Genomic DNA, 23,378 nt, shown 5'->3' on the forward strand with positions numbered 1-23,378 from the left:
TTAGTTATAATTGGCAAAAAATTAATGATATAGCAATTTTAATAATACAATACTTTCCTGATAAAAACTATAAAATTTTATTTACTTTTTTTTAAATTTAATTTCATAGTAAGTATTTTGTCAGAAGAGAAAATTTTTGAAGCTATTATAACCAGTATAAAAAATGTAAAAAATTCATATCCTATACCATAGAATACGGGTTTAAGATTACCAAAATATATATTAGTTGTAGCGAAAAATGGGTGTGAAAATGGGATAGAGTATATTAAATACCTTAATCCAGGTGAAAGAGAATTTATATCAATAAAGATAGATATAATATAGGGAATCATAACAAATACAATAATAGGTGTAATAATTGCCTGTACCTGCTTAACATCTGAAGCAAAAGCTCCAAGAATTAAAGCAATTGCTAAAGCATTCAATATTGAACCAAAAATAGATATTCCTAAAATTAAAAGATTGGAGAAATTTAAAGTTAATCCAAGTTTATTTAGAATTGGTTTTAATGAATTTATTGCTTCAGAAGAGATATTTCCACCTGTTAATCCATTTAGATAATATCTAAATCCTATAATATATATTAATGCCATAATAATTGAAACAATACCTGCTCCTAACATTTTAGCAGATACTATATTGGAACGAGTAATGGGCATGCTTAAAAGAGTTTCTAAAGTTTTATTTTCTTTTTCTGATGCAATAGCTGTTGCAACCATCTGGATTGAAAAAATAATAACCATAAATATTACAATTGGTATTATAATTGTTTGAGAAATAATAAATCCTCCTATTACAGCTGGATGGATATTTGCTATTTTTTTATTTACATACAGAGAATAGTTAATATTGATAGGTGTTTTAATAAAGTCTTTTGAATAAACTTTCTTAATATTATTTTCTATTTTTGTTAAAATAATATCTTCAATATAAATTTTTAAAAGTGAAGTAATTAAGTTTAATGATTTTGAAGAAGATAACTTTATTATTGAAAAATTGGTCAAAATTGAAAAAGGGTATACATTTATTTTTTTACCATTTAAAATTTGTTTTTCGAATTCAGGGGGAATAAAAAGGGCTGTATCTATATCATTTTTTTTAGCATCATTTACAAAATCATTAAATATTTCAATAATTTTTTTATTATCAGATTCCCCTTTTATAATATAATTTAGTGTATCAGTTATTTCTTTTTTTTGTAAGGTAGCTAGTTTCATATAGTCTAAAACTTTGACATTGTTATCTTTCAAAAATTGAATATATCCTTTAGACATATTGGATTTATCAAAATCAATAATATAAATTTTTGAAGGTTTTGATTGAGATTTTTTTGATTCTTTACCTATTACATTACCAATAAACATAAAAATCAAAACCATAATAATAAGTGGAATAATAGTTTGTATGGTTAAAAGCTCGTTTATCTCTTTATTAAGTAAAATTAAAAATTTTCTCATCATTTATCTCCAGATAGAATTTTAACTTTTTTAATCTATTTTTTATTAATTAATAATCTTGTCTTATTAAATAATTTTATTTTAAATAGTTATATAATTTTAATTAATAGTTTTTTTAAATTTATAGTATTATTTTATTTTATCATTTTACTTTTTTTATTATTCTAATTTTTTTAATAGTTTAATTTATAATATTTACAAATACTTCTTCTAAATTTGATGCTTTATACTTCTCTTTTAATTTAGAAGGTTCTCCAATTTCTAAAATTTCACCTTTATTAATAAATGCAACTCTATCAGATAAAAATTCAATTTCCAGCATATTGTGAGAGGATAATAAAACAGACATCCCTTTTTTAGCAAATTCTTTGATAAGCTTTCTGATTTCAAAAGCATTAATAACATCAAGTCCTGAAGTTGGTTCATCAAGGATAGCTAATTCAGGCTCAGCCATAACAGTTCTTGCAAGTAATAATTTTCTTACCATCCCTTTACTGTATGTACCAATTTTATTTTTTATTCTTTTTTTTAGATTTGAAATAGCAATACCTTCTTCCACCATACTTTTTATATCCTTTTTCCCATTGTAATAGATATTTGCCATAAAAGTCAGATATTTTAACCCTGTAAGAGTTTTATATGCACCTGCTTCTTCTGGTAAATAACTGATTTTTTCTCTAATGAAATTTGAATTTTTAATGATATCATGATTCAGTAAGGTAATTTCACCACTATCAGGTTTTAAAATGGTAGATATAATTCTTAAAGTTGTTGTTTTTCCAGCACCATTTGGTCCTATTAATGCAAAAATTTCCCCTTTTTTGACTTCAAAACTTATCCCTTTTAAAGCTTGAAGTTTACCATATGATTTTGTTAAATTTACAACCTTTAATACTGTATCCATATTTACTACACCTTATATTTATAGTTATTTATTTTTTCCTTTAATTTCTTTAAAACTCTTATTATTTCTTAATTAATCAAAATATCTAAATTAATTCAAAATAAGAAATTAATTCATTTAAATTACAATTTTAAAAATGGAAAAAAGAATCTAAGTAGAATAAATTGTTAATAAACTTGTTATTAACAAGTAATTAAATGTTGATATTTTATATTTTTATTGTCCTATAATTAATTCTGTTTAATTTTTTGTCAAGCAAAATAGAGATGAAAAGTGTTTAATAAAGATATATATAATAAAGATATATACAAACTTTAATTTCAAACAAATACATAAACATGATATAAACAAAACCATGCTATAAATAAAAGTATGTAAAAGAGAGAATAAGGTTGTTGAAAGCAAATAGATAAATAAAATATTAAAACATGCTATAAATAAAGAGTAAGTATAAATTAAAAAGATATTAAAAAAATAGAAATTAGTTTCTAATTTTGTGAAAGAAAATATAAAATAAAGTTGATGCTGAAAAATAGGCTATGGCTGTAAATGTAAATGAAACTGAAAATGAATAATTCTGAATTATATATCCTCCAATTGATGCGGATACTGCCCAGGACCCAGTCCATGTTACCATTTTTAATGCATTAACTATTGGTTGTTCCTTTTCACTTACATATTCCATTGCAAAATGGTCATTAACTGGTGTATTCATATTCATTAAAGCCTGTCTTATTAGAAAAGCAAAAATTACCATTGGTAAATATTTTAAATATGCTAGAACTAAAATAAAAGGGATACTTAGAATTTGAGTCCAGACAATAGTTTTTACTTTTGTAAATTTATGAGCAATCACAGGGCTTAATATCATTCCAGTAAATGTGAATAATTGTCCAAATCCAAAAATTAATCCAATGTAAGAATCATTAAGCTTCCATTCGAGTTTAAAATAAAGATTTATAAATGGTATGGTTATGCCGGCACCAAGACCAATAAAAAATACAGGAATAAGTAATTTAATAAATTTTTTATGGTTAATGGTTTTAATTTCTTTAAATAAATTTAACTTTTTTTCTGAATTATTAATTTTTCTTGAAGTATTAATGCTAGAATTATTTTGTCCATTTTTTAAATTAATTTGATTTTTATTAACATCTATAGAATGAATTTTTAAAAAAGGGATCAATGAAGCAAGAGAAAATAATGCTCCCATTCCAAGGGCTGTTTTGTATGCTAAAACATTAGAGTTAAAAAGTATTGAAAGATAATCCCTTGAAATTCCACCAATAATTGACCCAATTATACCAGCTCCCATCATTAATGCTGAATTTAATCCAAAAACATATCCTCTTTCTTCAATTGAGGTATTTCTCATTATAAAAGGTGCAGTAGCAACTCTATAAATTGTTGAAAACATTCCAATAAAAAAAATTGAAATTGAAATTATCCCAATTGTTGATGTTGCTGATATTAAAATAAAAAATATTGTATTAAAAATTGATGAGATTAATAAAAGTGGTTTGACTTTACCCTTAAGCATAATAAATGAAGCAGGAATTGCTATTATAACAGCACCGATTGATCTTAATGATAATACATTACCTATTAATGATTCATTAATGTTCAGTGATTTTAAATAAAGGTTAAATAAAAGCCATATTTGATTAACACCAATAGAAAGTAAAAAAGATCCAAACATAAATGATTTGATATTTGGAGTAAATAGGGAAATTTTGTGTAAATATTTTTTTATATTATTCAAATTATTTTCCTGATAAAAATACAAAGAACTAGTTTTATGCATTTCATGTAAGTTTTTAAGAGTAAGAGTAATAGTCTTTCTCTATTTTTTTAAAAATCCTTTTATCATATTTATATCATTTTTATATGTAATTTTAATATTTTCAGGTTTTCCTTTTAATACTTTTATCTTCCCTCCATAATAAAAAAGTAAACTTGAATCATCTGTAAAAGCTTTTTTATCCCTATAAGCATTTATATGAGCTTTGAGAAGTTGATTTTTATTAAATTTCTGTGGAAGCTGGATATTAATTAATGAATTTCTATCAAGTATTTCATTTATAAAGCCACCTCTGGTTTTTAAAACAGTAAAAGGTATTTCTAATCCATAAGTTACATTTTCATTTTTTTCATAGATTAGATTTTTAAAATCTATCTCCGAGACAACTGGTCTTGAAGATTCATGAAGCAAAAGGTGGTTGTGAGAACAAAATAAAAGTCCATTTAGAACAGAATATTGCCTTGTTTCACCACCATTTATAATTATAATTTTTTTATTGTTAATCCCATATAAAGTTTTTGATTTGATGATTAATCCTAAATTTTTAAATTCATTTTCTTTGATATTTTCATCATTTTTTATAATTAATTCATATTTTTCAAGGGTTTTAATTGTTAAATCAAAATATTTAACAGGAGTAGTTATAATTAGTTCATAAATTTCATCAATATTCAAAATAACTTCCAAGGGATAGATTAAAATTGGCTTTTTAAGAACTTTTAGAAATTGTTTTGGAATTTTTGAATTTGTTCTTTTTCCAATTCCACCGCTTAAATATAAACAACTATACATATTTGCTACACTCCATCTACTAATAAAAATAAACTATAATAAAAACTTTTCAATTAAAATTAGTTAAGATTTCTTTACTAATTTTATTTTAGTTTTAAGTATATCAGTTATAGCAATCAATTTAAATTTGAAATAAAACTTATTGAAGAACAGTATTTATAATAAAGTAATTATTAATTGTAAAAATAATTACTTTATTTATAAAATTTTATCTTAAAATTAATATCTATATTATTAGATATAACAAAAATCATAATACTTAAAATGTAAAATTTTTTTTATTATAACTATAAAATACAAAAAATAATTGAAGAAATAACTTGACATATTTTTAACATTTATTAAAAATTTTCAAAATCAGTTTTAAGTAAATTAAATAATTAATTAAAATTTTTAGAGCGGTTGTCAGTTGTCAAAGACTTAAAAGACTTTATATTAGATTATAAATAATGCTTATTTTGAGTAAATGTTAAAATTACATAACTGACCTAGTGAGAAAAATTTCAATTATGATATAATATTATTTATTTTTTTAATATATAAAGAATTTTAATTTTATTATTAACAAAAAAAGGTGAAATTATGTTATTTTTTAAATTTGATTTTATAAGGGATAACAAATTATGCTAATAACCCTGCAGGTATGCAAAAGGCAGAATTTATTAAGTTCTGTCAATGTTTGTTCTTCACAATGTCTAGCCAATTAAAAGTTTTTAAAAAACTTTAAAAAAGAAGTTCAAGCACATACCTGCAGGGTAATATAAAGATAATATTATTTGTAAAAAATTCAATTTATAAAGAGATAAAGTGGAGGTTAATAATGAAAAAAATTACATATATACTTATAGTACTAATGTTGTTATTTAATTCTACTATAATAAATGTATTGGCAGAAGAAGTTGATAAAACAATAATTGAACAAAAAAGATTTGATCAAGCTATAAAAAATAATGATGTTACCGTAAATAATAACGAAGATGATGATTTTGCTGAGCTTGATGCAATCATTGGAGATAATGAAGTTAGTGATGAAGAACTAAAAGAAATAAAAGGAAATTTAGGACCTATAGGAATTGGAATTATAGTTGGTATAACAGTATATACATGTACTAAAGTTGTTGATGATGCAGTAAAAGAAGCAACAGGTAAATCAATAGGAGGCTGGATAGGATATTCTATTAAGAAATCTATAACTAATAGCAAAAAATACACTCCAAAAGGTTCAATAAAACCTCAACCTGGATTAAGTGGATTATAAAATTAATATTTATTCAAGAGGGATTTACTGATCCCTCTTGAATGTATTTTATAAATATTAAGGAATAAATAATGATAATTAAATTAATATTAAAAATAATAAAAAATTTAGCAATTGGAGTATTTAATATTTTTTTTGTTTTAAGTATTCATGAATTAGGTCATGCATTATTTTATTATAAACATTATAAAAATATACCTGATATAAATATAGGTTTTGGTAAAAATTTTTTAACAATAAAGTTTAAAAAATTTAAAATAAATATTAAAATATTATTTTTTTTAGGTGGATATTTTAAATTTGACAATTTTAATGAAAATTTAATAGAAGAAAACAAAGAAATATTTTTAGGTGGAATTATTTTTAATTTTTTTGCCTTTTTTATTTTAATAAGTATTTGGTTAATTATTATTATTAAAAACTATAATTTAGCAATAACAGATTATTTATTTGATTTAAGTTTTTATAATTTTATAATGTTTGTATTTAACTTTATTCCATTTAAATTAAAAATGAAAGTAGAAAGTAATTCAGTAATATTTTCAGATGGTTATTATCTTTTTAAATATGATAAAGCAATTAATATATTAAAGATGATAGAAGAGAAAAATTTTAAAACAAATTCTATTTTCAGATGAATTGGAATTATATTCTAAAATACATTACATTCAAAAAACTGGGAAAAAACCTGGTGACTAAAATCATTTAACTTATTTAAACAGGTTCTAATGAGTTATTTAGCTTATTAGAAGTAAATTTTTAATATAGGGTTAAACAATGGATAAAAAAATAATTAAAATGATTATAATTTTAATTAGTATCCTTGTCTTTATAATGATTAATAATTTTTTAAACTCAAAGATATCAACAATAGATATAATATTATTGTCTATTATTTTGGTTTCCATTTATTTTGATAAAGATTGGAAATATGCTACTTTATTTTTAACTATTTTATTACACTTAATTTATACATATTATATTAATAGAAATAAAATACGATTAATAACATTAATAAAGTACTATTCTATAAAATTTATACTTATTATTATTTATAATGTATTTTACATATATTACAAAAAGAAATTATTAAAAAACATTTATTTTAACAATATAATTTTGTTTGAGTATATTGTAGTTACATTAATTATTTATCCAAATGTTTCAAGTATAATTAAATCAAACTATTTAAAAATATTAAAATCTGAAATAGATATTACTAAAATATTTATGATATACTACAATTTTTTAAAATTATTTATTATATGTGATATTTATAAAAAATTTATTAATCCTATTTTAGAAAATTATTATAATAAAAATTTTAAAAAAAATGGTTATGTCAATAAAAATGTGTAAATTAGTTATAATTCTAGAATTATAACTAATTTCGCCTCCCGATGAAAATATTGACATTAACCATAAATTTTTTTTAGCATTAAGTCAAGCTCATATTTTGCTTGACCAAACCCCCTTAATATTCTTTCTTCCCATCTATTTTCATAATCTTTTAATATTAAAAATAAAAGTTTCTCTGCTGATTCAACTGTTGGAAAACTATTCTTCCCTTTTATTCTTTTCCTTACCTCTTCATTCAGCCTTTCTATCCAGTTTGTCGTATAGATCTGTTTCCTTATACTTTCACCGAAATTCATAAAATGTTAACATATAATCCAATACTTCTTCTAAATCATTAACTAACTTCTTATACTTCCTTCCCCATTTTATTTTAAATTGTTCAAAATAAACTAGTGCTTCTTCTTTCCTAGTTTGACTATAGACTTTTTTAAAATCCAATAATATTTCTCCTCTATCTCTTACCCTTACTCTTGTTGATATGTTCCTGCTTAAATGATATATACATCTTTGTATTTTTGATTTTGGGAAATTGTTGCTTATTACTTCTTCTATTCCACTTAACCCATCTGTTACAAACAACAATACTTTTTTTACTCCTCTTGAATTTATATCTTCAAATATTTCATTGTAAAAACTTGCACTCTCTGTTGGATTTATGTAAAATCCTAATATCTCTCTTTTCCCTTTTACATTTACTCCTAATAAAAAATAGATTGCTTCTTTGGATACCGTATCTCTCCTTATGTTTACATGCATTGCATCTATAAATATTACATAATAACTTTCTTCTAATTTCCTGTTTTTAAATGCTTCTATATCTTTTTTTATTTTCTCTGTTATATTAGATATCGTTTCTTTACTGTACTTCATCCCATATAGGTGTTCTATATGCTCTGATATATCAGCTGTAGATAATCCTTTTGCATACAATTTTATTATTGTATCGTCTATATTTTCAAGCCTTCTCTTATATCTTTCCAGTATTGCAGGATAAAACCCATTCCTTGCTCTTGGTACTTCTAAGTTAATAATTTTTCCATGACTGGTGTCTAAATCCCTATACCTTTTACCATTTCTGTAATTTTCTTTTTCTGTTTCTCTATCATATTTTTTATAACCTAAAACAGTATCTATTTCATTTGTCATTAAACTTTCATATCCATATTTCAATATTGATAACATTAATTCTTTTGCTTTATCAGGATTTTTAATAAAATCTTCTAAAACCCCTTGACTTTCTAAAAATTTCGCTAATTCTTTACCTAAGTTTTTCATGTTTTTGCCTCCTGATGATTTGTTTTTTGTTGTTAATATATTTTTTCCATCGGGAGGCAATATTTTTTTATTTATTTGCTTTAAGTAACTTGTTTTGCCTTTTACACACTTTTATTTATACCATGTAAAAAATATAAATTTGATAGATATTTTATTTTTTTAACATTATTTGATTTTCTTATATACAACATGCTATTTAAACTAAATGGTCAATCTACTATTAATTATTGGTTAATATTTGATAAAGGTATATATTTTTATATTAATATTGTTTATTTATTATCAGTTTTCTTTATTAATGCAATTTTTGAAGAATTTTTCTTTGTATTTTATTTATATGATTTTATGATTAAAAAAACAAAAATAAATACATATATAATTATCATCATTAATTCATTTATATTTTCTCTATTACATATAAATAGTAAATTAATAAATATTTTATCAAATTTAGGGCTAAGCACAATAATTATATTTAAAATACTTATTTCTCATTTTATATATCTTCTTACTTCATTTTTAATAAGGAAACTTTATAAAAATTTTTATTTTAATGTAATTTTTCATATGTTGAATGATATTATGATTGTATTTTTATTATAACATTTTTACTATAAATGTACTATAAATGTATTTGAAAATCAATTTAATAAAATTAAATTTTGCTAATTTATAAATAATAATTTTATCATTGTTTTATAAACATAACCAGGTTTAATATTGTTCATACAGGCCATTTTATTTGTCTTTAATGGACATTTTCTTTTATAACATTTTTGACATTTTAATTCTTTATCTCTGATAACAACGGAATTTTCAGGATATAGTAGTCCAACCCTTTTTTCATCGGTTGGTCCAAATAATACAATTAAAGGGATATGCAAAGCATTAGCTGCATGAGATGCAAAACTATCACCTGTAACTATCAGATCGGTTTTTGATAATAAGATAATGAATTGTTCCAATGTTAACTTTCCAGCTAAATTACATATTAATATATTATTATAATTATTTTTATTTTTATTTATTCCCTCTGAAATTTCTCTTTCATTAGAAGATGTTCCTGTAAAGATAAAAATAAATTTTTTGTTATTAGAAATTAAATCACTATTATCTGGTAAAAGATTTTTACTATTTGAAGTTAAATTATTATTTTCAAGTTTAGTATTAACTATGTTTAACAATTCAAAAAAATTATTTAAACCCCAATTTTTAGTTTCCCATCTTGTATAAGGGCTTAAAACTATAAGTTTAAAATTCTTTTTAAGTGATTTAAAATCAATAAAGTTATTTTTGAAGTTATTATTATTCAAATTATTATTTAAAAAATTATGTTTAGAAATATTTTCAAAATTTTTAATGTTATTTAAAATTGAGTTAATAATAAATTTTTCTTCTTTTACATTTTCTTTAATATAAAGTTGCATATTTAATGAAGGTATTTTGAAATTAGCTACTTTAAAAACATTTGCAATTTCTTGTGTTGCATGTAAATATTTGTTTCTGAATCCTTTTAAGAAAGGGTATCTTCCTTTAATATATTTTTCCTTTGACCTGGCAAAGTAAAGAAAAAAAGCTGTTCTTTCAAGACCCTGCAAATCAAAAGCATAATCGAATTTTTGTTTTCTTACTTCTTTTATTTTTGAAATGAGATATTTTAGAACTTTTAAAGGGTGAGTTAAAAAATTAGATTCAACAAAATTTAAATCAAATTCAATAATTTTATTTATATTTGGATTATTTTTAATAATGTCAACACCGGATTTATCAACCATAAATGTAATTTCACAATCCGGGAAATTATGTTTTATTATATCAAAAGCAACAGTTGAATGTAAAATATCACCTAAAGATGTCTGCTTTATAATCAATATCTTTTTCATTATCATCTTATTAACTTTTTATTTGTAAATTCATTGAATCATTTAAAATTCTTTTTAAATTGATTAAATTATAATTTTTTAAATTAAAATTAATAATAATATTTACTCTAATTAAAAATATTGAAAAAGAGTTTAATGTCAATGAATATGATTAATATATATTTTTTTATTTTTATATTTATGATTTTGATGTATATTTTTTACAGATTGTATAGAAATCTGGAGGTAGTATGATATTAGTAACAGGTGGGGCAGGTTTTATTGGAGCAAATATTGTTAAAAAATTAAATGAATCTGGTAGAGAAGATATTTTAATAGTTGATAATCTTGAAAATTCAAAAAAACAGATAAATTTGAACAATTTAAAATTTATAGATTTTGTTGATAAAAGAGATTTTATTTCAAACATAGATAGTTTTAAAGATCTAAATATAGAAATACTATTTCATCAGGGTGCTTGTTCTAATACAATGGAATACAATGGAAGATATATGATTGATAACAATTACCAGTATTCAAAAAAACTTCTTCATTTTGCATTGTATAAAAATATAAGATTTATTTATGCATCATCTGCTGCTGTTTATGGAAATGGTGATAATGGTTTTAAAGAAGTTGAAGAATGTGAATATCCTTTAAATGTTTATGGGTATTCAAAGCTTTTGTTTGATAATTATGTTAGAAAGATTCTAAAATCAATTAATGTTAATAATGATTATTTTGAAACATTGAAAAAAATTAATAACTATTTTATTTATGATGATTATTTTAATAGTGTGCAAAATAAAGAGAATAAATTTCAGATTGTTGGTTTACGATATTTTAACGTTTATGGTCCAATGGAAAACCATAAGGGGAAAATGGCATCTGTAATCTATCATTTTTTTAATCAGATAAAATCTGAAAATACTATAAAATTATTTGAAGGTAGTGAAAATTATAAAAGAGATTTTATTTTTGTAGATGATATTGTAAATATAAATATGTTTTTTTATCAACATCCTGAAATAAGTGGGATTTTTAATGCAGGAACTGGAATTGAAAGAAGTTTTTATGATATAGCAAAAATTGTTAATCAAAAATATTCAAATTCAAAAATTGAATTTATTCCGTTTCCTGAGGTTTTAAAAGGTAAATATCAAGCTTTTACAAAAGCTGATATAACAAAATTAAAAAGAGTTGGCTATGACAATAAATTTCATTCTCTTGAAGAGGGAGTTAATAAATATCTTGACTATCTTGAAAAAAATAAAGAAATATTATAAAGAATAAAAATATATTTCTATAAAAAAATCTTACAATAGAAAATAGAATAAAATAAATTTTTAAATAAAAAATACACTAAAATATAAATTAATTAATAATTATAAGAAAACAAAAACTTTAAAATATAAATAATAAATAATATGAATTTATCATGAAAATTTATTATAAAAAATTACAACAAATATTAAGAGTAAACTATGTTATCAGATATATATAGAAATGATGCTTTTGAAAATATTTTAAAATATTGCAATATTTTAACAGGTAATAGTATAAAAATACCACATAAAAAATATTTTATTAATCAGAGAAAATATGAAAAAGTACCGGTAATAGGTGAAAATGTATCCAGTATGCTATATATTTTATCAAGAATAAAACAACCTGAGAGTATATTGGAAATAGGGTTTGGTTCTGGTTTTTCAGCTATTTCCATTTTAAGTGGTATTGATAAAAAAATTGTAAATAATAAAAATTTTTCTTTTATCTCATTAGAAAGGGAAAAAAAAAGGTTCAATAGGGGAATTAAATTAATAAATTATTTTGAGTATAATATTGACCTTAAAAAAATTGATTTTTTTGAATATATAAATGAAATTAAAGAAAAAAAACTAATGTTTGATTTTGTTTTTGTAGATTCTGTTAAAAAGAGATATATTGAAATATTTAGATTGCTTGAAGATCATATAAACAAAAATGGGATTATAGTTTTTGATAATATACTGTTCAATGGAAGGGTAGTGTCATTAAAATCACAACAGGTAAAAAAATATTTGAATGGTTCAAAAATGTTGAATAAATTTAATATTTATGCTTCTTTAAATAAAAAATTTGAATTTCTTTTTTTAACAATTGATGATGGAATTGCAATAGGAATAAAAAAATGAAGAAATTTTTTATATTTTTATTAGTTGTGTTTTTTTTTATTAATCTATTTTATTATCCACTTAAATTTAAAAATACTCATAAAATAGAATATATTATGGAATTTTCCTATGATAGAGGAATTATAAAAAATAAAGATTATAATCTGAAAACTCCTTTTTACTATTATACTTTTTCAAAATTTTCAATATTTCAAGATAATTTTAAAAAAATAGTAACTTATGATTTAAATGGTGATAAGAATTTTTATGAAGGGAAATCATTTTATGCAATTAAAGAGAAAGATTTAATTACTTTTTACAATAAAACTAATTCAAACTCTTTTGAAATTAAAACTAATAAAAACATTTTTACAGATAAAAATAGTAATACAATTGTTCTAGCAAGTAAAAATGGATTTGAAATTTCTGTTTACAAATACAACGAGATAAACTCTAAAATAAAAAAAGTTTTGTCTGAAGTTTTTAATGATATATGGAATAAGATTAGTTTTAATGAATTTTGTATTTCAATTTCATTTTTAAATGGTTCTTTTTATTATTTTAATTTTATAGATAATAAAGAGTATTTTAATCAATTTAAAGATTCTAAATATAGTGTTGGTTATGATATAGCTGTTAGTCCAAATGGAGATTATTTTGCTTTGATTGAAGGTTTTGAACCTCAATATTTCCATATTTTTTCAAAAGAGGGTGATCAAAAATTTAAGATAAAAAAAATATCTGAAAATAGAAATCTTTTTGTATTTTCCCCTTTAAAAAACTATTTTTTATTTAAAAATGGTGATAAAATAGTAGTTATAAATAAAAAAAATAATAATAAACTTAAAAAGAATTATAAAAAAAACACAAAATCTGAAGAAATAAATAATAACATGATAGATAATAAAAAAACAAATAATGATGACAATAACATAAATAATAATAGTAAAATGAATGAGAATAACGATATTAATATTATCAATTATAAGTTCTATGTTGAAAATAAAATTCCTTTAAAAGGGGATCTTGTAACTTATAGTGCGAACAAATATAATATTGTTTTTAGTACTGTTTTTGAAAACCATTATGTTATAACTGTTTACAATATTGAAAGTAAAAATTACTATCAATTTAGCTTTGCTTATCCAGTGTACAAAATAGAAAGACTTGATGATGAAGGATATTTTATATTTTATAATAATGAAAGATTCTGGGTTATAAAAATTATGTAGTTATATTTAAAAGAATGTTAAATAAATAAGAAATATTAAAAAAAAATCAGTAATGTTAAAAAAACTTAATAGAGAAAGTTAATAAAAATTATGGTGTAAAATAGATATGGAATTAAAAAAAAGGAATTTTTTATTTAAATCAATTATTATTTTTATAATAATGTTTCTTATATTATATATATTAGAAGTTAAATTGAAATGTTTGAGCAATACGGTAAATGCTAAAGATAATTATATAAAAAATGTTTATCTATATCATCCTTTTGTTGATTATGATAGTGATTTTGAACCTTCTATTGAACTATATAGTAAAAAAGATGAAATTAATAGCTTTATTAATGGTAAACTACTTTTATTTCAAAATAATAAGATTAATCCATATAACCAGAATACAAATAATACTATTTTAAGTATAGTAGATGATAAAGGTAATAACTATTATTATTTAAAAAATGTTAACATTGAAAGAAAGATTGAAAATATTTCTAAAAATAGCAAATTTATACCTTTAAATAATAAATTTACTCTATTTGTAAAAAAAGGTGATTTGTTTATTAATCCTTTAAAGATTTTTAATGTTAACTATTATTCAAAAGTCAACATTGTAAATATTTATTTTTTAAATAAAGATAATATTCCTGTTTCATTTAGATCTTCATATAAGAGTAATTATTTAAAATTTGCTTTGTATACATATTCTAAAATTTATACCCCGTTTTATATTAAAACTTTTAATATTTCAAATATTGATGTAATTATTGACAATAAAAGAATATTTAGTCAGAAATTAGAAAAGTTTGATAAAAAAATGTATTTACTGTTGAAGACAATGTTTTTAAAAAAGTATATTGTTGCATTGCCCCCTATTTATGTTCCAAATGGAGAACATTTTCTTACTGTTGAAGTTTCAGATTTCAAAGGAAATATAAAAAAGTTTACTAAAAAATTTTATGTAAAATCAAATTGATCATCAAATCAAAAATTTGCTAAATTTAACAAATATGTAAGATGTCCGAAAATAAAGGAAAATGGTAGAGGCTGAAAAATGGTTGATTTATATATGAGAGATAATATTAGGGTAGGTGAAAAATATGAAACTGTTAAATGTCCATTATGTGGTAGTGATGATTATGATGAATTTTTAAATTTAGGAAGTTATAAGTTTGTAAAATGCAAAAGGTGTGATCTTGTATATCAAAATCCACAACCAATAGATCAAAATATAGAAGTACGATATGATAACAATTATTTTGAATATGAAATTAAAAATCATGAAAAATTCTTCAATTTACAAAAATTAACATTAAAAGATATTGATTTTTATAAAAAATTCTTACCAGCAAATAATAAAAAATTTCTTGATATTGGTTCTGCAACAGGTTTATTGCTTAATCATATGAAAAACTTAGGATTTGATACATATGGTGTTGAACTTTGTAAAGAATCAGCAGAATATGCAAAAGAAAAATTTGGATTAAAAATTTATAACACAACTTTAGAAAATGCTAAATTCAGAAAAAATTACTTTGATATCATCCACTTTTCTCATTTAATTGAACATCTTAAAAAACCAGTAGATTTTATGTTTGAAGTAAGAAGAATATTAAAACCAGGAGGATATATTTTAGTTACCACTCCAAGAATAGATTCCCCTGCATTTAAGATTTATAAAGAAGACTGGAGGTCAGCAATTCCTGATCATCTTCAATTATTTTCTGAAAAAACATTATATACTTTAATTGAAAATACGGGTTTTGATATAATTTTTAAAGAATCATGGGGTTTTATCCCTATTGATAAAAAATTTCCATTAATCAAGAAATATTTAAATAAATTAGCGAAGAAGTTTAATTTTGGTGATGTTATATTTATGATGGCTAAAAAAGTTTAATTTTTTTTTTTGATTATAAAATTATGGTTATAAATTAAAATGGATAGGAGCTTCTTTTGTATTCCAGAGCAGCAAAAATAATTAAAAATAGCAAACATCTGTCTGCTTTTACAGGTGCTGGAATATCTGTTGAAAGTGGGATTCCTCCTTTTAGAGGAGAAAATGGATTATGGTCTAAGTATGATCCTGAAATACTTGATATAAATTATTTTAAACATAATCCAGAAAAATCATGGATTACAATAAAAAAAATATTTTATGATTATTTTGGAAAAGCTAAACCTAATTTTGCTCATACTGCTCTTGCTCAACTTGAAAAAAATGGAATTTTAAAAGCAATTATTACTCAAAATATTGATAACCTTCATTTTATTGCAGGAAATAGAAATGTAATTGAGTTCCATGGAAATTCAAGAAAACTTATATGTACTGAATGCGGTAAAACTTATAGTGCTGATGAATCAATATTTTTAAATTTACCTCCAAAATGTAGTTATTGTTCAGGAATTTTAAAACCAGATTTTGTTTTTTTTGGTGAACCAATTCCAGAAAAAGCATATGAAGAGTCAATTTATGAAGCTGAGATTTCTGATGTTTTTTTGCTTATTGGCACATCTGGAGTAATTTATCCTGCATCTTTAATACCATATCTTGCGAAAAAAAATGGAGCTAAAATAATTGAAATTAATCCAGAAATATCAGAATATACTAATAAAATTACAGATATTTTTATAAAAGAAAAAGCTTCAATTGCAATGAGAAAAATATTAAAACTAATCTGACTTATAAATCTAAATATACATTATTCACTGTTTTTCATCTTTATTCATATAAACACCTAATTCGTATAAATATTTAAGTCTTTTAGTTGATAAATTATTATCATAAGTTATTATTAAAATGGTTCAAATGATTATTTATTGAAAAGACATCCTATAATATGTCAACAAAAAAAATAAAAAAAATAGGATGTTGACAATCTAATATAATTAGTGTTCTTTGACATTTATATATATCAGGCACAATGAGGTTTAGCAACAAAAACCTTAACAGGATCATAAATAGAGGAATAAGTATACAAATGCCAGATAATTTTAGCAAGCTTAACCATAACTTTAAAAATAGCTTTTTTAGAATTACCTCCTTTGTTAATTTCATTAAGGTAAACCTGTTTTAATTCATTATTATGCATTAAAGCAGATACAGCACAACAATATAATTGTTTTTTAACAATAGAGATTCCTTTTGATTTTTGATATGTTCTATCTTTAGAACCACTTTGATCTTTACCAGGGTAAAGGCCAATGTATCCTAAAAATTTATTTACATTATTAAATTTATTTAAATCACCACAACAACCAATGATTGTTGCAACTGTTTTTTTACCAACACCAGGGATTGATAAAACAGCTTTTATAGGGTTAATACTATTTTTGTTATTATTATCAGAATAATTAAATTCTAAATTTTTTAATATAAGGTTAATATTTTTTTCTATATTTTTTATTTGTTCAAGAAGAAGTTCTAACACAGTAATTTGATTTCTTAGATTAAATTCATTAGCTTTAATGCCATTATTTGGAGTAATAGAAATTTTAGCAAATTCAATAATTTTTTTAGCTTTATGTTCAGAATTATTGTTACCTTTAATTGATCTAAAAATTTTAACAATATCGTTTTTGTTAGCTTTGGCTAAAGCAAAAGCAGAAGGATATTTTTTTAAAATGGTTCTTGATGTAACATTAAAAGGGTCTCTAAAAACAATATCATACTCATAAAAAGTTTTTTGTAAAATACTTGAAATTCTTCTTTTGAGATTGTATATTTGTTTCATAAGGAAATTGTATTCCTTTATGAGTTCTCTTAGGTTAGAGACATCATTTTCTGGAACCAGTGATTCTTTAATTAATCCAGTAGATAACTGGATAGCAAGATTTAAATCATCTTGTTTATCAGTTTTGGTATGTTTATTAAAGGATTTAGAGAAATAGGAAGAGGAATAAGGATTAACAAGAGAAATTTTATATCCTTTTTCTCTAATACTAAAGAACACTGGTTTCCAGAAAACATTAGTTGCTTCTAAAGCAAATTCAAAATCATTTTTATTATTTGACAGTTTATTAATAATTTCAAAAAACTTTTTAAAATTCTTAGAATTATGAATTAATTTAAATTTTTTAACAATCTTTCTTTTTTCATTGATAATACAAACTTCAGAAGATTTTTTTGCTACATCAATACCTACAAAAAACATAATTCAACTCCTTTTAATTTTTTTAATATCTGGCATTTGCACAACCTCGAATACACAGTGAGACGAATAACTTCGAATCCTGTAACATCCTGAATATTTGCTAAACAGCCTGATATATAGATTTAAGATGGATAAAATCAAAATTCTTTATTAAGTCTTTAAAAAGACAAGGAGATTTTTATTTGTATTTTATCCATTAAACACATATCATATTTATTATCCCTAATATTATTAGGTTGTCAATAGTACTTTTATTTTTAATATATTATACGAGGAGTTATTATGGATATAAAAGAAGCTTTAAAGGTAGCTATAAAAGGTGAAATTGAAGGGAGAGAGCTTTATAAAGTATTAGCAGAAAAGACAGATGACCCTGAAGCCAAAATTATTTTTGAAAATTTAGCTAAAGAAGAAGATTCCCATTTTCAAGCATTAAAAACTGTATCTCAAACTTTAGTTGATTCTGAAGAGTTTGTAATGCCAAAATTGGAAAAACTGGTAACTTTTGAAAATGTTGATAGTCCAATTTTTTCAAAATCTTTTAAAACTAGGGTAAAAGAAAAACATTTCGAAATGTCTGCACTTTCTATAGCTATGAAACTTGAACTGGATTCAACAAACTTTTATAAAAAAATGGCTGATGAAGCACCCAATAATGATTTAAAGATATTTTTTCAAACTTTATCTGATTGGGAAAAGGGACATTATGATGCTATTTCAAAGCAGATTAAAGCACTGGAGGATGAGTATTTCGAAAAAAATAATTTTGCTCCATTTTAATTATATTTATATATTTAAATAACTTTATTATAAAGATATAGTTGTTTTTGATATGTATATAGTTTTTAAAATTCTTGAGAACTATCTCATTAAATGGGATAGTTCTTTTTTTATATCAATCATATATTTGAAAAAAAATAATATTTTTATATACTTGATAAGAACTTTAAAATTATAAAAATATTGTATGTTATAATCAATATAATTTAATTATTATAATTAGCACAATTATATTATAATTAGTAACAATAAACAATAATTAGCATAATTAAATTATAATTAACAAAATTAAAAAAAATTGGGTTATGTTAATAAAAATATGCAAATTAGTTATAATTCTAGAATTAAATCGATTTTAAAATTTAGAATTTTTTTTTAAGTTATTTTACAATTAAGGAATAATAATGAGCAACCTTACTCCTATGATGAAGCAATATTTTGATATAAAAAAGCAATATGAAGATTATATTATATTTTACAGAATGGGTGATTTTTATGAGATGTTTGATAAAGATGCTGAAATTACTTCTTCTATTTTAAATATAGTTCTTACAAAACGTGCTGGCATAAAAATGTGTGGAGTTCCTTACCACTCTTATAAACCATACTTAAAAAAGTTGATAGATGCAGGGAAAAAAGTTGTTATTTGCGAACAATTAGAAGATCCTAAAAAAGCTAAAGGATTGGTTAAAAGGGGTGTTACTGAAATTATTACGCCTGGAACTGTTTTAAATGATGAATTTTTGTCAAGTGATAACAATTTTATTTTATCATGTTTTGAAAACAATGAAGTTTATTACTGTGCCTGGTCAGATGTTTCAACAGGTGAATTTTTTGTTTCAGATTACAGAGATTTAAAGTTGTTTTTAACAGAAATAACTAAAATTAAACCTAAAGAGATTATTGTTCAAGAAAAACAGAATAAAATATTTGAAAAGTTAATTAATAATAATATTGAAATTACAATTCTTCCTGATAGTTATTTTAATGAAAAAAAAGCAGAAGAAATATTAAAAGATTTTTTTAATCCTGGTTCTTTAAAATTTATAGACCTGGATGAAAATAAATATTTGTTAACTGCTGCTTCATCTTTGATTTTATATTTTATAGATAATGAAATTTCAAATTTACAACATTTAAACTGGATTAAATATATCAATAATAAAAATTATTTATATATTGACAACCAAACTTTTACAAACCTGGAAATTTTTGAATCACTTTTTCAAAGTGAAAGTAATACATCTTTAATTTCAATATTTAATAAGACCAGAACCCCAATGGGAAATAGAGTTTTGAAAAGTTATTTCCGATATCCTTTAAATGACATTGAAAAAATAAACAAAAGATTGAATGATGTAGAATGTTTTTTTAATGATTATTATCTATTAACAAATATTGTCTCAAAACTTAAAGAAATAAAAGATATTGAAAGAATTGTTGTTAAAATTTTAAATAAAAAAATTCTACCATTGGATTTTGTAAAATTGTCTTTTTCAATATTAGCTATAAAAGAGATTTCATCAATTCTATTCGAAAATGGTTTAAAAATTGTAAATGTTCAGGATGAACTTGTAAATTATGCTAAAAAATTGGAATCAGCATTTGAACCTGAATTTTTAGGAAATATTGAAAATGGTGGTTTTATTAAAAATGGTTTTGATTCTGAATTAGATAATCTTAGATATATTGAAGATAATAGTAATAAAGTTTTACTTGAATATCAACAGGAAGAAAAAGAAAAAACAAATATTCAAAATTTAAAAATAAAATATAATAAAGTTTTCGGTTATTTTTTTGAAGTTTCAAAAGGAAATATATCAAAAGTTCCAGATTATTTTATAAGAAAACAAACACTAACTAATAGTGAAAGATATACCACAGAAAAATTGATTCAACTAGAAATCAAAATAAGAGATGCAAAAGCTAATAGAATTCAAAAGGAAAAAGAAATTTTAGAATCATTAATTGAAGAAGGAAAATTACATATAGATGAATTAAAAAAGATTTCAGCAAACATTGGGTATCTTGATTTTGTTGTTACAATAGCTGAAATTTCAAGAAAATATAAATTTGTAAGACCTATATTTACTGATGAGGATGTACTTGAAATTAAGGAAGGAAGGCATCCTGTTGTTGAAATTTCTCTTAAACAGGAATTTATTCCAAATGATCTTTCAATGTCTAATAAAAGTTTTTTTCATCTTGTTACTGGACCTAATATGTCTGGTAAATCAACATTTTTAAGACAAAATGCTTTAATAATTTTTCTTGCTCATATTGGCTCATTTGTACCTGCAAGTTATGTTAAATTACATTTGTTTGATAAAATATTTTCAAGAGTGGGAGCTTCTGATAATATTTCAAAAGGGCAATCAACTTTTTTACTTGAAATGAGTGAGACTGCAAATATTTTGAATAATGCTACATCAAAATCTTTTGTGATTTTAGATGAGGTTGGAAGGGGTACAGCAACATTTGATGGTATGAGTCTAGCTTATGCAATTTCAGAATATATTATTAACAATTTGAAATGTAAAACACTTTTTGCAACACATTATTATGAATTGACTTCATTAGATGATAACAAAGGGGTAGAAAATTATAGAACTTCAGTAAAAGAATGGAATAATAAAATAATTTTTCTTAAAAAAATAGTTAAAGGTGCAGCAGATAAAAGCTATGGAATATATGTTGCGCAGATTGCAGGTATTCCAAAAGATGTAATTGAAAGAGCAAAAATTTTGCTTGAAGAACTTGAAAAAAATGAAATAAAATTTGAATATAAAATAGCAAATGAAAACAAAGAGATAGGTAAAAAAAATAGTAAAGAAAATTTATTGTTTGATCCCGTTTCTCTTGAATCAGAAAAAATTATAGATAGAATAAAAAATATTAACATTGAAAAAATCACTCCTATTGAAGCATTTAAAATTTTATTGGAATTAAAAGAAACCATAAAAAAACATAATTTGTAGATTATATAATATTTATAGTGCTTTTTTTAATAGTCTTTAATTTACTATAAATATGAGAGTATAGTAAAGTTTTAAAAGTATTTAATATATAATGGGATTTAAATTATGCTTAAAGTTAAATAAAATAAGAAAAATCTATTGTGGTTGGTGCAATTAAATTGGGATTTAAATTATACTTAAAGTTAAACTATACTTAATCATAAAAGATTTTACAGTATTGTTAAAAATTTTTAATTTAACTAAGTTAGATAATTTATCGATAAATTTATTGAGGGTATTATGAAATATTATAGAGGAACAACTATAAAATTTAATAAAAATTATAAGAAGAGTAATTTTTATTTTTTTAAAAAAAGAATTAATTATTTATTTAAGGAAATATTTTATAAAGTTTCCCTTAATAAAAAAATTTTAATAAATATTATTTTTTTTGCTATAATTATTGGGTTATCAATTATTCTTGTTATTTATGCTATAAAATTATCTGCTAATGATTTTTTTGATTATAATAAATTAAGTTACAATAGGATTAATCCTTTATTTGAAAATAATAATATTTTAACTACTTCTGAAATTAAAGAAACTTTTTATTCTGCTGGTGGAGAAGAAGAAATAGTTGTTCCTGTATCATTTAAAACCTATACAGTTAAAAAAAATGATACATTATGGGAGATTTCCAAAAAATTTAGAATTTCAATGGATTCTATTTATTCATGCAATAATTTGAAAAGTCCTCATGTTTTAAAGCCAGGAATAAAACTTTTAATTCCTTCACAGACCGGGATAATGGTTAATGTATCAAGTATAAATGATATAAAAAAGTATAAAGCAACATATGGAATTGATGATTTATCTTTATTAATTGCGAATAAGGTATCTTCTATTAAAGATCTTATAAAGAAGAAAAAAATATTTTTGCCTAATGTAGAATTACCTTTTACAAAAAAACTTGAAACATATGGTATTAAATTTGCCTTGCCTGTTTATGGTTATGTAACTTCTGGTTATGGATATAGAAAAGACCCTTTTACTGGTAAAAGAAGATTTCACTCAGGTTTAGATATTGCTAATTTACTGGGAACCAGAATAAGATCCGCTTTTTCAGGTAGAGTGATATATGCAGGAAGAAAAGGTGGATATGGATTAATGGTTATAATTAAACATCCATTAGGTTATGAAACTTATTATGGCCATTTATCTAAAATTTATGTTAAAAAAGGTCAAACTGTTGGACAGGGGCAGGTAATAGGTCTGATGGGAAGTACAGGAAGGTCAACAGGACCTCATCTTCATTTTGAAATAAGAAAATTTGGTAAAACTCTTAATCCTGCATATTATATAAAAGGTCTACCAAGAAGAAGGTAAACTTTAATTCTTTTATC

Annotated in this window: 21 protein-coding genes; 13 read left to right on the top strand and 8 right to left on the bottom strand. The window is 22.3% G+C overall.

What is annotated here, in order from left to right:
• Nucleotides 1-77: 77 nt before the first annotated feature.
• The 4 genes from ACZ5EC_RS02800 to ACZ5EC_RS02815 all read right to left on the bottom strand — a co-directional run bounded on the left by ACZ5EC_RS02800 (nt 78) and on the right by ACZ5EC_RS02815 (nt 4,954).
• Nucleotides 78-1,457, bottom strand: a complete 1,380-nt coding sequence (locus ACZ5EC_RS02800; protein ID WP_464303446.1) for an ABC transporter permease — start codon at nt 1,455-1,457, stop codon at nt 78-80.
• 181 nt (nt 1,458-1,638) lie between these two features.
• The gene (locus ACZ5EC_RS02805) at nt 1,639-2,361 is read right to left on the bottom strand and encodes an ABC transporter ATP-binding protein (protein ID WP_464303447.1); all 723 of its coding nucleotides are present in this window, start codon (nt 2,359-2,361) and stop codon (nt 1,639-1,641) included.
• Between the two features lie 481 nt (nt 2,362-2,842).
• The gene (locus tag ACZ5EC_RS02810; protein ID WP_464303448.1) at nt 2,843-4,165 is read right to left on the bottom strand and encodes an MFS transporter; all 1,323 of its coding nucleotides are present in this window, start codon (nt 4,163-4,165) and stop codon (nt 2,843-2,845) included.
• Between the two features lie 39 nt (nt 4,166-4,204).
• Nucleotides 4,205-4,954 carry a 2-C-methyl-D-erythritol 4-phosphate cytidylyltransferase gene (locus ACZ5EC_RS02815; protein ID WP_464303449.1) on the bottom strand — a complete coding sequence of 250 codons (750 nt, stop codon included), beginning with the start codon at nt 4,952-4,954 and terminating at the stop codon, nt 4,205-4,207.
• Between the two features lie 820 nt (nt 4,955-5,774).
• Here ACZ5EC_RS02815 and ACZ5EC_RS02820 point away from each other — a divergent pair.
• The 3 genes from ACZ5EC_RS02820 (at nt 5,775) to ACZ5EC_RS02830 (ending at nt 7,571) form a co-directional block, all read left to right on the top strand.
• The gene (locus ACZ5EC_RS02820) at nt 5,775-6,212 is read left to right on the top strand and encodes a hypothetical protein (protein ID WP_464303450.1); all 438 of its coding nucleotides are present in this window, start codon (nt 5,775-5,777) and stop codon (nt 6,210-6,212) included.
• Nucleotides 6,213-6,283: 71 nt separating this feature from the next.
• Nucleotides 6,284-6,850, top strand: coding sequence for a site-2 protease family protein (locus tag ACZ5EC_RS02825; RefSeq protein ID WP_464303451.1), 567 nt, complete (start codon nt 6,284-6,286; stop codon nt 6,848-6,850).
• 139 nt (nt 6,851-6,989) lie between these two features.
• Nucleotides 6,990-7,571 carry a hypothetical protein gene (locus tag ACZ5EC_RS02830; protein WP_464303452.1) on the top strand — a complete coding sequence of 194 codons (582 nt, stop codon included), beginning with the start codon at nt 6,990-6,992 and terminating at the stop codon, nt 7,569-7,571.
• 56 nt (nt 7,572-7,627) lie between these two features.
• Here ACZ5EC_RS02830 and ACZ5EC_RS02835 read toward each other — a convergent pair whose 3' ends face one another.
• Nucleotides 7,628-7,867 carry a transposase gene (locus ACZ5EC_RS02835; protein WP_464303453.1) on the bottom strand — a complete coding sequence of 80 codons (240 nt, stop codon included), beginning with the start codon at nt 7,865-7,867 and terminating at the stop codon, nt 7,628-7,630.
• A complete protein-coding gene (locus ACZ5EC_RS02840; protein ID WP_464303454.1) occupies nt 7,854-8,846 on the bottom strand; it encodes an IS256 family transposase in 993 nt (330 codons plus the stop codon). Before ACZ5EC_RS02840 ends, ACZ5EC_RS02835 begins: the two co-directional genes overlap by 14 nt.
• Before the next feature lie 189 nt (nt 8,847-9,035).
• Between ACZ5EC_RS02840 and ACZ5EC_RS02845 the strand changes: the two genes are divergently transcribed.
• Nucleotides 9,036-9,449, top strand: a complete 414-nt coding sequence (locus ACZ5EC_RS02845) for a CPBP family glutamic-type intramembrane protease (RefSeq protein WP_464303455.1) — start codon at nt 9,036-9,038, stop codon at nt 9,447-9,449.
• Nucleotides 9,450-9,511: 62 nt separating this feature from the next.
• On the opposite strand, the gene ACZ5EC_RS02850 is transcribed toward ACZ5EC_RS02845, so the two are convergent.
• Nucleotides 9,512-10,729, bottom strand: a complete 1,218-nt coding sequence (locus tag ACZ5EC_RS02850) for a glycosyltransferase family 9 protein (protein WP_464303456.1) — start codon at nt 10,727-10,729, stop codon at nt 9,512-9,514.
• A gap of 230 nt (nt 10,730-10,959) precedes the next feature.
• On the opposite strand from ACZ5EC_RS02850, the gene ACZ5EC_RS02855 reads away from it, so the two are divergent.
• The 6 genes from ACZ5EC_RS02855 (at nt 10,960) to ACZ5EC_RS02880 (ending at nt 16,766) form a co-directional block, all read left to right on the top strand.
• Complete coding sequence (locus ACZ5EC_RS02855) at nt 10,960-11,994, top strand: ADP-glyceromanno-heptose 6-epimerase (RefSeq protein WP_464303457.1); 1,035 nt, start codon at nt 10,960-10,962, stop codon at nt 11,992-11,994.
• Between the two features lie 198 nt (nt 11,995-12,192).
• Entirely contained in the window at nt 12,193-12,882 is a 690-nt protein-coding gene (locus tag ACZ5EC_RS02860) for an O-methyltransferase (protein WP_464303458.1), read from the top strand.
• On the top strand, nt 12,879-14,093 hold the full coding sequence (locus tag ACZ5EC_RS02865) for a hypothetical protein (protein WP_464303459.1): 1,215 nt from the start codon (nt 12,879-12,881) through the stop codon (nt 14,091-14,093). Before ACZ5EC_RS02860 ends, ACZ5EC_RS02865 begins: the two co-directional genes overlap by 4 nt.
• A 202-nt stretch (nt 14,094-14,295) precedes the next feature.
• Nucleotides 14,296-15,060, top strand: coding sequence for a hypothetical protein (locus ACZ5EC_RS02870; protein WP_464303460.1), 765 nt, complete (start codon nt 14,296-14,298; stop codon nt 15,058-15,060).
• A 78-nt stretch (nt 15,061-15,138) separates the two neighbouring features.
• Nucleotides 15,139-15,984, top strand: a complete 846-nt coding sequence (locus ACZ5EC_RS02875; protein WP_464303461.1) for a class I SAM-dependent methyltransferase — start codon at nt 15,139-15,141, stop codon at nt 15,982-15,984.
• Nucleotides 15,985-16,040: 56 nt separating this feature from the next.
• Nucleotides 16,041-16,766, top strand: coding sequence for an NAD-dependent protein deacylase (locus ACZ5EC_RS02880; RefSeq protein ID WP_464303462.1), 726 nt, complete (start codon nt 16,041-16,043; stop codon nt 16,764-16,766).
• A gap of 233 nt (nt 16,767-16,999) precedes the next feature.
• On the opposite strand, the gene ACZ5EC_RS02885 is transcribed toward ACZ5EC_RS02880, so the two are convergent.
• Nucleotides 17,000-18,238 (bottom strand): IS110 family RNA-guided transposase, encoded by a 1,239-nt coding sequence (locus ACZ5EC_RS02885; RefSeq protein ID WP_464303374.1) that lies wholly within the window; start codon nt 18,236-18,238, stop codon nt 17,000-17,002.
• 282 nt (nt 18,239-18,520) lie between these two features.
• Between ACZ5EC_RS02885 and ACZ5EC_RS02890 the strand changes: the two genes are divergently transcribed.
• The 3 genes from ACZ5EC_RS02890 to ACZ5EC_RS02900 all read left to right on the top strand — a co-directional run bounded on the left by ACZ5EC_RS02890 (nt 18,521) and on the right by ACZ5EC_RS02900 (nt 23,361).
• Nucleotides 18,521-19,018, top strand: a complete 498-nt coding sequence (locus ACZ5EC_RS02890) for a ferritin-like domain-containing protein (protein WP_464303463.1) — start codon at nt 18,521-18,523, stop codon at nt 19,016-19,018.
• A 404-nt stretch (nt 19,019-19,422) separates the two neighbouring features.
• Nucleotides 19,423-21,996 (top strand): DNA mismatch repair protein MutS, encoded by a 2,574-nt coding sequence (gene mutS, locus ACZ5EC_RS02895; protein WP_464303464.1) that lies wholly within the window; start codon nt 19,423-19,425, stop codon nt 21,994-21,996.
• Nucleotides 21,997-22,275: 279 nt separating this feature from the next.
• Entirely contained in the window at nt 22,276-23,361 is a 1,086-nt protein-coding gene (locus tag ACZ5EC_RS02900) for a peptidoglycan DD-metalloendopeptidase family protein (RefSeq protein ID WP_464303465.1), read from the top strand.
• The last annotated feature ends 17 nt before the right edge of the window (nt 23,362-23,378 follow it).

Source organism: Exilispira thermophila (assembly GCF_055389015.1).

What these genes read in the sequence shown, in the direction of transcription:
- ACZ5EC_RS02860 (WP_464303458.1), top strand. Translation starts at nt 12,193, where the DNA reads ATGTTATCAGATATATATAGAAATGATGCTTTTGAAAATATTTTAAAA.
- ACZ5EC_RS02815 (WP_464303449.1), bottom strand. Translation starts at nt 4,954, where the DNA reads ATGTATAGTTGTTTATATTTAAGCGGTGGAATTGGAAAAAGAACAAAT.
- ACZ5EC_RS02800 (WP_464303446.1), bottom strand. Translation starts at nt 1,457, where the DNA reads ATGAGAAAATTTTTAATTTTACTTAATAAAGAGATAAACGAGCTTTTA.
- ACZ5EC_RS02850 (WP_464303456.1), bottom strand. Translation starts at nt 10,729, where the DNA reads ATGAAAAAGATATTGATTATAAAGCAGACATCTTTAGGTGATATTTTA.
- ACZ5EC_RS02805 (WP_464303447.1), bottom strand. Translation starts at nt 2,361, where the DNA reads ATGGATACAGTATTAAAGGTTGTAAATTTAACAAAATCATATGGTAAA.
- ACZ5EC_RS02865 (WP_464303459.1), top strand. Translation starts at nt 12,879, where the DNA reads ATGAAGAAATTTTTTATATTTTTATTAGTTGTGTTTTTTTTTATTAAT.
- mutS (WP_464303464.1), top strand. Translation starts at nt 19,423, where the DNA reads ATGAGCAACCTTACTCCTATGATGAAGCAATATTTTGATATAAAAAAG.
- ACZ5EC_RS02820 (WP_464303450.1), top strand. Translation starts at nt 5,775, where the DNA reads ATGAAAAAAATTACATATATACTTATAGTACTAATGTTGTTATTTAAT.
- ACZ5EC_RS02845 (WP_464303455.1), top strand. Translation starts at nt 9,036, where the DNA reads ATGCTATTTAAACTAAATGGTCAATCTACTATTAATTATTGGTTAATA.
- ACZ5EC_RS02875 (WP_464303461.1), top strand. Translation starts at nt 15,139, where the DNA reads ATGGTTGATTTATATATGAGAGATAATATTAGGGTAGGTGAAAAATAT.
- ACZ5EC_RS02830 (WP_464303452.1), top strand. Translation starts at nt 6,990, where the DNA reads ATGGATAAAAAAATAATTAAAATGATTATAATTTTAATTAGTATCCTT.
- ACZ5EC_RS02900 (WP_464303465.1), top strand. Translation starts at nt 22,276, where the DNA reads ATGAAATATTATAGAGGAACAACTATAAAATTTAATAAAAATTATAAG.
- ACZ5EC_RS02810 (WP_464303448.1), bottom strand. Translation starts at nt 4,165, where the DNA reads ATGCATAAAACTAGTTCTTTGTATTTTTATCAGGAAAATAATTTGAAT.
- ACZ5EC_RS02825 (WP_464303451.1), top strand. Translation starts at nt 6,284, where the DNA reads ATGATAATTAAATTAATATTAAAAATAATAAAAAATTTAGCAATTGGA.
- ACZ5EC_RS02855 (WP_464303457.1), top strand. Translation starts at nt 10,960, where the DNA reads ATGATATTAGTAACAGGTGGGGCAGGTTTTATTGGAGCAAATATTGTT.
- ACZ5EC_RS02890 (WP_464303463.1), top strand. Translation starts at nt 18,521, where the DNA reads ATGGATATAAAAGAAGCTTTAAAGGTAGCTATAAAAGGTGAAATTGAA.
- ACZ5EC_RS02835 (WP_464303453.1), bottom strand. Translation starts at nt 7,867, where the DNA reads ATGAATTTCGGTGAAAGTATAAGGAAACAGATCTATACGACAAACTGG.
- ACZ5EC_RS02840 (WP_464303454.1), bottom strand. Translation starts at nt 8,846, where the DNA reads ATGAAAAACTTAGGTAAAGAATTAGCGAAATTTTTAGAAAGTCAAGGG.
- ACZ5EC_RS02885 (WP_464303374.1), bottom strand. Translation starts at nt 18,238, where the DNA reads ATGTTTTTTGTAGGTATTGATGTAGCAAAAAAATCTTCTGAAGTTTGT.